Below are 12038 nucleotides of genomic sequence, written 5' to 3' on the forward strand. Positions count from 1 at the left end.
CTCGGGTACGCGCAGGTCAGCGGCACACTCTACCCGCGTCGGCGCGGACCCGTCAGGTGTGCCGGCCGGCTTTCGCGGCGCCGGGCAGGGCGTCGATCATGCGGCGGGTCCAGGGATGCCGAGGTGCGTCCAGGACCTCGGCGGCGACGCCCTGTTCGACGATCCGTCCCCGGTGCATCACGGCCACGAGGTCCGCGATCTGCCGCACCACGCCCAGGTCGTGGGTGATGAACAGCACCGCGAAGCCCTCGTCGCGCTGGAGTGTGACGAGCAGGTTGAGCAGCTGGGCCTGGACCGACACGTCGAGTGCCGCCACCGCTTCGTCGCAGATCAGAAGCCGGGGCCGGGCGGCCAAGGCCCGGGCCAGAGCCACGCGTTGTCGCTCGCCGCCGGAGAGCGCGGCCGGGCGGCGCGAGGCGTAGGCCCCGGGCAGCCCGACCTGTGCGAGAAGGGCGTCCACCCCGGGCGCGTCGCCCCGCCCGCGCCCGCCCCCGGCGGCGGACAGGGCCTCGCGCAGCGTCGCACCCACGGTGCGCAGCGGGTTGAGCGAGGAGTACGGGTCCTGGAACACGATCTGCACCTGCTCCGCCAGACGCCGCCGGTCCGCCGTCGTGGGGCGGCGGCCGGCGGGCAGGGCGATCCCGCCCACGGACACAGCGCCGCCGTCGAACGTCTCCAGGCCGACCGCGATCCTGGCGAGCGTCGTCTTGCCCGAGCCGGACTCGCCGACCAGGGCGACGACCGTGTTCCGCGGCACCGTCAGGCTCACGTCGAGCAGCGCGGCGTGGTCTCCGGCCGACGAGCGGAACGTGCGGTCGACGGACGAGGCCACCAGTGCGGCACCGCTGTCCGGCTCATCCCCTGAGCCCTGACCGGGCACCGTCGCGGGCCCGGCGGTGATGCGCGCCGACGGTGCGACGAGCTCGCCGCCGATCTCGGCGATCCGTACACACGCCGACAGCCGGCCCGTCGCCTCCGCCCGGTTCCCGGCCCCTACCGGCGGCAGCAGCGCGACCGGCTCGCTGCGGCACACCCGGTCCGTGTGGGCGCAGCGGTCGGCGAACGGGCAGCCCGGCTCCCGGGAACCCGGAGCGGGCACGGAGCCGGGTATGGCGGGAAGCTCCGCGAACCGCTCGCGCACGGACGGCTCGGAGGCCAGCAGACCCGCGGTGTACGGATGCAGCGGGCCGGACTCCAGTTCCTGCGAGCGGCCGTGCTCCAGCACCTGGCCCGCGTACAGGACGTACACCCGGTCGCAGGCGGAGAACGCGACCCGCAGATCGTGTGTGATCAGGACCAGGCCCATGCGACGGCTCTGCTGCAGACCGCGCAGCAGGTCCAGCACGGCACGCTGGCTTGCGGCGTCCAGCGCCGTGGTCGGTTCGTCCGCGATCAGCAGTTCGGGGTCGCCCGCGAGCGCCGCGGCCGCCGCCACGCGCTGCCGCATCCCTCCCGACAGCTCGTGCGGGTAGCGGTCGGCGACGTCCGCAGCGAGGCCGACCTCGGCGAGCCGCCGCTCCACCTCCGCGCGCCGGACCGCCTTCGTCCTGCGCCAGGCCTGCCCGCCGTCGAGGTCGCGGAGGCCGTCCGCGATCTGACGCCCGCAGGTGAGCTGCGGGTGCAGCATGGTGAACGGGTCCTGCATCAGCAGCGTGACGCGCCGGCCGCGCAGCGCGTGGAGTTCGCGCGGCGAGAGGGTGAGCACCTCACGGCCGTCGATGCGTACGGAACCGCCCGTCACCCCGGTTCCGGACGGCAGTAGCCCCGCCACGGCCCGCATGGCCAGGGACTTGCCGCTGCCGGACTCGCCGACGATGCCGATGCATTCGCCGCGGCCCACCTCCAGCGAGATGCCGTCCAGGATCGGGACCGGGCCGCCCGGCGCGGCGGTAGCCGCCACCCGGAGACCGTCGACGGCCAGCAGCGGCGCGGTGGCCGGTGCGGCGGGGACGGGAGGGCTGTCCGTCGCCGGGTGTACTGCCATCAGGACCTCCCACGGTCGGAGAACGCCTCGAACAGCCGGTCGCCGAGGAGGTTGAGGGCCACGGCCGCCGCGACGATGAGCACCGCCGGAGCCAGGGCCGCGGACGGGTTGTCGTACAGCAGGGTGCGGTTCTCGGAGAGCATCCGGCCCCAGTCCGGGGCGCCCGGCGGTACACCGAGGCCGAGGAAGGACAGGGAGCTCAGCGCGACGATCGCCCCGGCGAAGTTCAGCAGGGTGTTGGCCACCACGACAGGCAGCACATTGGGCCAGATGTGGCGGGTCATCACCGTGAAGCGGGAGAGCCCCAGGGTCTCCGCCGCCTCGACGTACGCGCGGTGCCGCTGTTCCAGCACGGCGGACCGCACCAGCCGGATGTCGGCCGGCGACGTCAGCACGACGAGCACACCGACGGCCAGGGCGTAGCCGCCACCGCCGATGCCGGCCACGACGATCGTCACCAGGAGGGCCGGCAGCGCCAGCAGTAGATCGGCCCAGCGACGCACGACGGTGTCGATCCAGCCGCCCCGGTAGCCGGCGAGGAGTCCGAGGACGTTGCCGATGACCATCGAGCCGACCGCGACCAGCGCCGCACCGGCCAGGGTGCTGCGCGCACCCGCGACCACCATCCGGGCGATGTCACGGCCGAGTTCGTCGGTGCCGAGCAGATGCCCACCGCCCGGCATGGCCGCGCCGGTGGCGAGATCCTGCGCGTCCCAGTCGGGCAGGACCAGCTGTCCGACGGCCGCTGCCAGCGAGAACAGCACCAGCAGGACGGTGCAGCACACGGTGAGCGGGGAGAACCTGCGAGGGATACGGCTACGGGTACGGGTCTTCATCCGTTCTCCTCCTCACGGGCGCCGGACGGCAGTGCCATGGCGGACTCCTTCACGGCGGACTCCTGCACGGCGGGCGAGGTCCTGGCCGCGGGGGCGGCCCGCAACTGCGGATCCAGCAGCGGTTGTACGAGATCGGTGACGAGGTTGGCCAGACAGACCAGGGCGGCGATGAGCAGCGCCTCGGCCTGGACGACGGGTACGTCCCGGAAGGTCACCGAGTCGACGAGCAGGGAACCGAGCCCCGGCAGCGCGAAGACCTGCTCCACCATGACCGTTCCGGCCAGGAGGTAGGCGAGGACCAGCCCGATGCCGGTGAGGACGGGCACGACGGTGCCGCGCAGCACGTACCGCAGCAGGATGTCCCGCTCCCGCACCCCCCGGGCGCGGGCGAACGTGACGTGCTCCCGGCCGAGTTCCCGGATGACCGCGGCCCGGGTCAGTTTCAGCAGGACGGCCGTGACAGCGAGTCCGAGCGCCAGGGCCGGCAGCACCAGATGCATCAGCCGGTCCGTCCCCGCGCCCTCGCCCGGCCCGTACGCGGGGAACCAGCCGAGCATCAGCGCGAACACGTAGATGAGCACCAGCCCGCCCGCGAAGGCCGGGGTGGACAGCGCCACCACACCGAGGCTCTGTACGGCCCGGTCGGTGGCGCGCCGGTTGCGCAGGCCCGCCAGGATGCCCAGCGGAACACCGAGGAGCAGTGCCACGGCGAAGCCCAGGCCGACCAGTTGCCCGGTGAGCACCAGCCGGTCGCCCAGCGCGGCGGCGACGCTCTCGCCGGTGCGGATCGACGTACCGAGATCGAGGTGGATGGCGTCACTGAGCCAGTACCAGTACTGCACGGCCATCGGACTGTCGAGGTGGTGGCGGGCCCGGACGGCGGCCAGTGCCTCGGGGGTGGCGCTGCGCGGGCCCAGCAGCGTCTGGGCCGGGTCGCCGGGGGCGGCCTGGAGGAGGGCGAACACGGCGACGGACAGGACGACGAGGAGACCCAGGGTGCCGCCGAGGCGGCGCAGTACGAGCCCGGCGGGGAGCGCGGCGCGCAGCCGTGAGCGGGCGGTGGCCGTCATCGTTCACCTCCGGCCGGGCCGGTGGAAGCCGGGAGGGGGGTGGCAGGGCCGGACGGTGTCGAGGGGGTGTCACCGTCCGGCCCTGCCGAGAAAGCCGTGCCGGGGATCGGCTCGGGGGAAGCGTCCCCCGGCACGGCGGTCTGTGGGGCTGCCGAGGGACGCGGCGCCAGATGGGTGGCGAGCCACTGCTCGACCCGCGCCGCGGCATCGAGGAGATGGCCGCCGTCGGCGAACTCATGGCCCTCGTCCGGGTACACGTACAGCTCGACGGGGGCGTGGCCGGCCCGCAGCAGGGACCGGTACAGCTCGTGGGCCTGGCCGACCGGGGTGACCCGGTCCGCGGAGCCGTGCACGATGAGCGTCGGGGTGCCGCTGCCGCCGCGGGCGAAGACCGGCGAGCGCCGGATCAGCTCCTGCGGGGCGTCCGGGCCGCCGATCTCGTAGGCGCGGTCGTAGCCGCCGCCGATGTTGCTGGTGTGAGTGAAGCTCAGCCAGTCGGTCGGCGCCGAGACGACGACCGCGGCCCGGAACACATCGGTGCGCGCCGCGGCCTGGGCCGCGAGGAAGCCGCCGTAGCTGTGGCCGAGGACGGCGGTGCGGTCCGGGTCGGCGAGTTTGGCGTCGGTCAGGTGGCGCACACCGGACAGCACGTCGTCCAGGTCGGCGCCGCCGACGTCGCCGACGACGGCACGGGCGTGTTCGAGGCCACGGCCGTTACTGCCGCGCGGGTTGGGGAGCAGCACCAGGTATCCGGCGGCGGCGAGGGCGGGCGCGAGTCCCAGGACGTCGCCGGGCGCGTATCCGGCGGACCAGAGCCAGGCGGGGCCGCCGTGCACGAGGACGGCGAGGGGGCGGGGACCGGTGCTCTCGCCGCTGGTGAGGACGAGCCCCTGCACGGTGCGGCCGTCGGGCGCCGACCAGAGGGTCTGTTCGGTGTGGACACCGGCGAGCTCGGGGCCGGCGGCAGCGTTGAGCGCGGTGACCGGCGTCCAGTTCCAGGCGTCCGGACCTTCGGTGCGGGCGACCACGGCCTCGGGGGGCCGGCCCGGTGCGTCGAGCACGGTCGCGGCCAGTTGCCCGTCGCCGCTGAGCGACAACGCGGGCTGGTAGCCGGCTCCGCCGAGGGTGGCCGGACCCGACCAGCGGGTGCGCGTAGCGCGTCCGGTGTGTCCGACGCGGGATCCCGTGCCGTCCCAGCCCGCGAACCACAGGGCGCCGGGGAGGCCGTCGTCGAACCGCAGCCAGGTCGCGTCCTCGACGCCGGGCACCACGGCTGCCTGCCCCGTGGCCAGGTCGGCCACGACGGGGCGTCCCGCGACGATGGAGATCCCTTCGCAGACCGCCGCGGACCGGCCGTCGGCGGAGAGCGCGGGGGCGCCGAGCTGTCCCTGGGGCGTGTACACGGTCCTGGCGGTACGGGTGTCGAGGTCCAGGGCGGCGAACCGGGCGCCGTAGTACCCGGCGGGCAGCGTGTCCTCGCTGACCGTCGCGACGGCGGTCCCGCCGCCGCGCCACGCGACGTTCCACACGGTGAGCCCCGCCGGCCCGGCCTCCCGTACCGAGCCGTCGGCGAGGCCGACGAGGTGCAGCGAACGGCGGCCGGTACCCGGGGCGAAGCGTTCCGGTGCCGGTACGGCTCCGAGCCGCACCGGCAGGCCGAGGTGCATGCCGTCCTGCTCGGCGCCGTCCGCCGCGCAGAGCAGCAGCGCCTGCGTCCCGTCGTCGGAGACCAGGAGCTCCTCCACGGCACCGGGCGCCCGGACGACGGTGCGTACGGCGCCGGAGACCGTGTCCAGGGCCGTGAGCAGCACCTCGGTCCCGGACGGGCCCGCACTCTCGGCGATGTGCAGCAGGGTCCGGGAGTCCGGCAGCCAGCGCGGACTGTGACGGTCCGTCGCGGCAGCCTGCCCCGACGGTGCGCGGAGTACGGGGGCCGGCACATCCGCGTTCCCGGGGATCAGCCCGGCGGGGACCGGGGCAAGGACGAGCCCGGCCCGCTCGGGGCCCGCCGCCGCCACGGCGACCGCGCGGCCGTCCGGGCTGATCCGGGCCTCTGCCGGGTGGACCAGGCGCAGCATCGCCTCGCGGACGCGCCGCACGACGGTCGCAGCGGTACTGGACATGGGAATCCGTTCATCGAAGGGGGAGTGCTCGAAGGGGGAGCGGGGGAGGCGATCAGGCGGACTTGCGGATCCGGGTCGCCCACGGACCGATGAACGCGAACGGCCCCTGGTCCAGCAGCACGAACTCCTTGGAGAACGCGGACGCGGTCTGTGCCCACCACAGCGGGAGGTACGGCACATCGGCGCCGGCCGTCCGCACCGCCTTCATCAGCTCGCGGGCGCGGACATCCTTGTCCGTGGCGGACTTCGCCGTGTCCAGCGCGGTGTTGACCGTGTCGTTGTCGTAGTGCGCGATGTCCGTCGCCGTGGCCGCCGCGTTGAGGTACGGGTCGGCCAGTTCGGCGGGGTCGCCGGTGACGGGGAAGTACCACAGGAACTGCAGCGGCTGCTTTCCGGAGCCGAGCTCCGCCACCCACTGCTCCAGGGTGATCTCCTTGACCTTCAGCGTGATGCCGATCTTCTTGAGCGAAGCGGCGAGCGCGAGCGCCGCCTTGCCCAGCTGAGGACCGCTGTTGGGGTAGTGCAGTTCGGCCGAGAAACCGCCCTTGGCCGAGGACTTTTCCAGCTCGGCCCGGGCGGCGTCCAGGTCGAAGGACAGGGCGGGGATGGCGTCGTAGCCCGAGCGGACCTCGTCCGCAGGCATCAGGTCGCCCCACATCTCGCGGGAGGGCAGCGCGTCGGCGACCTCGGCCCGGCCGTGCAGGATGCCCTTCACCATCCCCTCGCGGTCGGTGGCGTGGGCGATGGCACGGCGGACGTGCACGTCGTCGAACGGCGCCTTGGCGGTGTCGAAGGCGAGTGACACCACGGAACGGTCGCCGGTGTACGCGACACGGGCGCTCGACTCCCAGCCGCGGGCCTCGTCCGAGGCGAGCCCCAGGGCGCCGTCCACCGCACCGGACTTCATCGCGACCAGCCGCGTACCCGCGTCGGGGACGAAGGAGAGCTTCAGCTTCCGCACCGCGGGCTTCTCGCCCCACCACGCGTCGTTGCGCTCCAGCAGGACGTGGTCGTCGGCGGCGAACTCGGTGATCCGGTACGGGCCGGTGCCGAGCAGCAGCGTCTTCGCCGTCCCGATGCGGCCCTTGTTGCGAGTGAGGAAGGCGCGGCTGCTGACGAGGAGCCCGCCGGCGGTCGTCGTCCAGGCGAACATGGCGTCGGGGGCCTTCAGCCGGATGGTGACCTCGTGGTCGCCGGTGGACTTCACGGACTCGACGCCTGCGTACGCGTAACCGAGGGCGGAGCCGTTCTCCGGGTCCCGTATCGCCTCGATGGATGCCACCACGTCGTCCGCGGTGAACGGGGTGCCGTCGGTGAACGTGACGCCGCGGCGCAGTGTGTACACATACGTCCTGGCGTCGGGCTGCTTCCAGGACGACGCGAGCCCGGGGCCCAGCTTCCCGGAGGGGTCGACCGAGAGCAGGGACTCCTGGGCCAGCACCGCGACGAGGTAGTTGAGGACGCCGGACTCACGGCCCACGTCGAGGCTGGAGAGGGAGGAGGGCAGGGCGAGAGTGAGCGTGGCGATCGGCACGCCCGCGCCCTGTGCGCCGGTCCCGGAACCCGACGCGCCGTCAGCTGAGCCCTTCGCGGGCGGGGGCGCACACGCGGCGAGGACACCGGACGCGGCGAGGACGCCCACGCCGGCGCCGGCGAGGCGCAGCAGTCGGCGTCGGCTGAGGTTGCCACCCGGTTCCGAGGTCATCGGGAACCACCCATCTCACTTTGTCCACTGTCACTGCCCAACTGGGCGTGGACAGTATCCGAACGCTTTGAGGGCGTCAAAGGGTGACTAATAGCCGTCCAAGGAGTGGACGGTCGGGGTGGATTTATGTGGCGTACGGGAACGAAAGGTGCGCCCCGTTCTCGATGGGCGGATTCCCCCGCCGGTCGACGATCGGCGGGGCCCGGCAGACCCGGCGGACGGTCCGGGACGGCACCGAAAACGACGTGCGCACCGGTGGGTGCCGCTGTCAGGATGCGCCGGTGAACCGTGACCAGATCTCCGCCCTCGCCCATGCCGGCCATCCGATCAAGGCGCCGCTCGACGACGACTCGGTGAGCGAGCTCCTGAACCATGCTGTCCCGCGCGGCGACGCGAGGGCGCTCGACCTGGGCTGTGGGGGAGGGGAATGGCTGTTGCGCGCGCTCAGCGCTCATCCGGGCCTGCGGGCCGAGGGTGTCGACATCTCCGAGGGCTCCCTCCGGCAGGCCGGCGGGGCGGCGGACCGGCTCGGCGTGCGCGAGCGGCTCGTACTGCATCAGCAGGACGGCGCCGCCTTCGCGTCCGCCGACCCGTTCGACCTCGTCCTCAGCGTCGGCGCCGCGCATGTGTTCGGCGGACTGCTTCCGACCCTCGCGGCCGCGCGCAAGCACCTCACCCCCGGCGGCCGTGTCCTGATCGGTGACGGTTTCTGGGAACGCGAGCCGTCGCCGGAGGCCGTCGAGATGCTCGGCGACTTCGCTGACCTGGCGACCACCCTGGAGCAGGTCACCGCCGCCGGCTGGACGCCCGTGCACGGCCACGTCAGCTCACGCGCCGAACTGGACGCCTACGAGTGGGCCTGCTGGGGCTCGCTGGCCTCCTGGGCCCTGGACAACCCGGCCGACCCGGAGAGCGCGGAGGTGCTGGAGACCGCGGCGACCCGCCGCACCGAATGGCTGCGGGTCTACCGGGAGACGTGGGGCTTCGTGACGCTGGTCCTGCGCCCCACATCCGGCTGACTTCGTCGCAGGGCCTCACCGCTCACCGCGGTATTCGTTGCGGCCCCGTGAACGCACCCGACCCCGGGAATACGTGCGTGGCGAACGGACTTCCTGCTGCTGGGGCAATCGGCGTCCGGCCGGGGTGCCCGCGCCGGCAGAGAGGGAGCCCATGTCCAAGGCTTACGTGTTCACCCGCAACGGCGGACCGGAGGTGGAGGCCCTCGTGGACCAGGACATGCCGGCGCCCGGCCCCGGGGAACTGCTCGTCGCCGTCCGGGCGGCCGGGGTCAACCCGGTGGACTGGAAGCTGCGCACGGGGTACACCCGGCCCGGCAGTGCGCCGCAGCCCTTTCCCACGGTCTTCGGCAGCGAGGCCGCCGGGGTCGTCGAGGCGACCGGCCCGGGCGTCGAGGGATTCGTGGCCGGGGACGAGGTCTTCGGTAATCCGGTGACCGGCGGCTACGCGGAGCACACCCTGCTGCCCGTGGCCGTGACCGCCCACAAGCCGGCCGGGCTCCCGTTCACCGACGCTGCGGTGCTGCCGGTCGCGGCGGCCACCGCTTACGACGGAGTGCGTCAGCTGGACCTCGCCCCGGGGGCCACGCTCCTGGTCACGGGGGCCGGCGGCGGGGTGGGAAGCGCCGCGGCGCAGCTCGCGCACCATGCGGGCGTCCATGTCATCGGCGTCGCGAGCGCGGCCAAGAAGGAGTTCGTCGAGTCGCTCGGCGCGGTGCACGTGGAATCCGGCGCGGGGCTCGCCGATCGGGTACGGGGTGCGGCACCCGGCGGCATCGACGCGGTCTTCGACCTGGCCGGCGGCGACACGCTGCGCGAAGCGGCCACGCTGCTCTCCGACCCCGCCACGCTGATCAGCGCCGGTGACAAGCCGCTCGTGGCCGAGCTCGGCGGGGCGCCCGTCGAACGGGCCCGCACCGCCGCGGTGCTCGACGCGGTGGCCGGACTCGTCGTCTCGGGTGTCCTGCGCACGCACGTCAGCGGGAGCTACCCGCTCGCGGAGGCGGGCGAGGCGCTGCGTGCGGTGGAGGAGGGCCATGCCCTCGGAAAGACCGTGATCGAGGTGACGGCATGAGTGAGCCCCGGAACCCCGACGGCGATGTGCACCCCCTCGACGACCCGGTGGGCACCTCGCTGAGGGGACCGCACGCCCACTTCGCCGAGCGCCGCGGCCGCATCCTGCGCTATCCGCCGGACGTCACCCCCTGGGTCGCCCTTCCGGACAGGCCGGAGGCCGCCGACTGGGCCGACGCCGCCGCGCTTGCCGGACCCGGCGGAGTCGTCACCGTCACCGCCTTCCGTGAGCCGCCGCCGGACGGCTGGGAGGTCGTCTTCGACGCGGAGGGCGTCCAGCTCGTCGACGCGGGAGTCGACGCGGCGCCGTACCCGGAGGCCGTCCGGCTCGGTCCCTCCGACGTGCCCGAGATGCTGGACCTGGTCGCCCGCACCCGGCCCGGCCCGTTCGAGCCCCGCACGGTCGAACTCGGTACCTACCTCGGCGTACGGCGTGACGGGGTGCTCGTCGCCATGGCCGGTGAACGCATGCGCCCTCCCGGCTGGAGCGAGATCAGCGGCGTCTGCACGGACGAGTCGGTGCGCGGGCAGGGGCTCGCCGGCGGACTCGTACGGGCCGTCGCCCACGAGATCAGGGAACGGGGCGAAACCCCCTTCCTGCATGCCGCCGCCTCCAACACCAACGCCGTCAGGCTCTACGAGTCGCTGGGCTTCGCACTCCGCCGCCGCACGCCGTTCCTCTCGGCACTCGCCCCGGAGCATCCGCCGGTACGCGTGCCCGGCACGGTACGGGGCGACGTCCGTGAGGCCGCCACGCGCTGACCTCGGGGCCGGGGGCGGGGCCTGAGGCAGAGGGGCCTGAGGCCCGGATGCCCCGGGCCGGGGAGGTCCGGCCTCCGGCCTTCGGCCCGCGGACCGGGGGCCGGGAGCCGAAGGCCTCTGCCGGCAGTGTTTCCGGGACTTTCGGCGCGGTGTGTGAGGCCGTAAGCCTCGTGTGCCACCTGTCGTGACTCCGGTGCACTGGTACGGAACGCCGGCGCCGGGCCGGCAGACCCCGGGAGGAGACGGCCGTGACGATCGGGCTCCAGCACCTGTCGGCGACGCGTGAACCAGCGTTCACGTGTACGGAGGCGGGCGAGGCGGCCGTGCGGGCGCGGAGGGTCGGCAACCCGGCGCTGTTCGGCGGCCTGGCGCTGCTGACCGCCGTGATCGTCCTTCTCGACATGTGGTCCGGCGACGAACTGCGCATCGTGCCGCTGCTGGTCGTCGTGCCCGCCCTCGTCTCCGTGTTCGGGACGATCCGGCAGACCGTGGGCGTGGCCTCCTGGATCATGGTGGTGGCCGTCATCTCGCGGCTGGTGACCGGTGGGACGTTCTGGGACATCACCAGCAGCGTCATCTTCACGGTCCTGGCCTCCTTCCTCGGCGTGGGCGCCTGCGCACTGCGCATCCGCCATGCCACCGAGATAGCCAGGCTGCGCTCCGCCGCCGTCGCGCTCCAGCGCCAGATCCTGCGCCCGTTGCCCATCGTGACCGACCAGGTCGTCGCCCACGGCACCTACGCGCCGATCGAGGAGGACCGCCTCGTCGGCGGCGACATCTACGAGGTCGTGTCGTCGCCCTACGGGACCCGGGTGATCATCGGGGACGTCCAGGGCAAGGGGCTCGCCGCGATAGGGGCGGGCTTCGCCGTACTCGGCGCGTTCCGTGAGGCGGCGATCCGGGAGCCGTCCCTGACCGGGGTCGTGGACGCCCTGGAGGACGCGGTCGCCCGGCACAACGCCTTCTCCGCCCAGACCGGCGAGATCGAACGCTTCGTCACCGCGCTGGTGCTGGATTTCGGCAGTGACGGGCGCGTCCGGGCCGTCAACTGCGGGCATCTGCCGCCCCGTCTGCTGCACGACCACGTGGCCTGCCCCGTCCCGCTGCGCCGTACGTCGGTGCCGCTGGGCATGGCGGAGCTCAGCAGCGAGGCGCGTGCCACCGAGGAGCTGGACTTCCCGGCCGGTGCGACGCTGCTGATGTTCACCGACGGAGTGACCGAGGCCCGTGACGGCGATGGGACCTTCTACCCGCTCGACACCCGGCTCGGCCGCTGGGCTCACCTCGGCCCCCGGGAACTGCTCGACGCGCTCCACCGCGACCTGGAGGAGTTCTCCGGTGGCGTGCGGCGCGACGACATAGCCGTGCTCGCCGTGCGGCGGACACCGGCCGCCGCTCCCCGCCGGCCCGCACCGACGGGCCACGGCGCGAGGCGGGCAGCGGAGGCGTTCAGCGGGCGGTAGCAGCG

General features: G+C 73.7%; 9 protein-coding genes. 4 read left to right on the plus strand and 5 right to left on the minus strand.

What is annotated here, in order from left to right; all coding sequences use genetic code 11:
• Window positions 1-52: 52 nt before the first annotated feature.
• From ACIBJG_RS07335 to ACIBJG_RS07355, 5 genes are read right to left on the minus strand one after another with little or no spacing between them, the layout of a single operon-like run.
• On the minus strand, window positions 53-1984 hold the full coding sequence (locus ACIBJG_RS07335) for a dipeptide ABC transporter ATP-binding protein (RefSeq protein ID WP_399304977.1): 1932 nt from the start codon (window positions 1982-1984) through the stop codon (window positions 53-55).
• On the minus strand, window positions 1984-2820 hold the full coding sequence (locus tag ACIBJG_RS07340; protein ID WP_399304980.1) for an ABC transporter permease: 837 nt from the start codon (window positions 2818-2820) through the stop codon (window positions 1984-1986). Before ACIBJG_RS07340 ends, ACIBJG_RS07335 begins: the two co-directional genes overlap by 1 nt.
• Window positions 2817-3890, minus strand: a complete 1074-nt coding sequence (locus ACIBJG_RS07345; RefSeq protein WP_399304982.1) for an ABC transporter permease — start codon at window positions 3888-3890, stop codon at window positions 2817-2819. The genes ACIBJG_RS07340 and ACIBJG_RS07345 overlap by 4 nt, the downstream gene beginning before the upstream one ends.
• On the minus strand, window positions 3887-6013 hold the full coding sequence (locus ACIBJG_RS07350; protein WP_399304985.1) for an alpha/beta hydrolase family protein: 2127 nt from the start codon (window positions 6011-6013) through the stop codon (window positions 3887-3889). Before ACIBJG_RS07350 ends, ACIBJG_RS07345 begins: the two co-directional genes overlap by 4 nt.
• 52 nt (window positions 6014-6065) lie before the next feature.
• Window positions 6066-7718 carry an ABC transporter substrate-binding protein gene (locus tag ACIBJG_RS07355; protein ID WP_399304988.1) on the minus strand — a complete coding sequence of 551 codons (1653 nt, stop codon included), beginning with the start codon at window positions 7716-7718 and terminating at the stop codon, window positions 6066-6068.
• A 281-nt stretch (window positions 7719-7999) separates the two neighbouring features.
• On the opposite strand from ACIBJG_RS07355, the gene ACIBJG_RS07360 reads away from it, so the two are divergent.
• From ACIBJG_RS07360 to ACIBJG_RS07375, 4 genes are all read left to right on the plus strand, one after another.
• Window positions 8000-8737: an SAM-dependent methyltransferase gene (locus tag ACIBJG_RS07360; RefSeq protein ID WP_399304991.1), complete on the plus strand. Its 738-nt coding sequence runs from the start codon at window positions 8000-8002 to the stop codon at window positions 8735-8737.
• 151 nt (window positions 8738-8888) lie between these two features.
• The gene (locus tag ACIBJG_RS07365) at window positions 8889-9809 is read left to right on the plus strand and encodes an NADP-dependent oxidoreductase (RefSeq protein WP_399304994.1); all 921 of its coding nucleotides are present in this window, start codon (window positions 8889-8891) and stop codon (window positions 9807-9809) included.
• Window positions 9806-10570 (plus strand): GNAT family N-acetyltransferase, encoded by a 765-nt coding sequence (locus tag ACIBJG_RS07370; protein WP_399304997.1) that lies wholly within the window; start codon window positions 9806-9808, stop codon window positions 10568-10570. The genes ACIBJG_RS07365 and ACIBJG_RS07370 overlap by 4 nt, the downstream gene beginning before the upstream one ends.
• Window positions 10571-10818: 248 nt before the next feature.
• Window positions 10819-12033, plus strand: coding sequence for a PP2C family protein-serine/threonine phosphatase (locus tag ACIBJG_RS07375; RefSeq protein WP_399305000.1), 1215 nt, complete (start codon window positions 10819-10821; stop codon window positions 12031-12033).
• Window positions 12034-12038 lie beyond the last annotated feature (5 nt).

Source organism: Streptomyces sp. NPDC050422 (assembly GCF_044458665.1).
Taxonomy (GTDB): Bacteria; Actinomycetota; Actinomycetes; order Streptomycetales; family Streptomycetaceae; genus Streptomyces.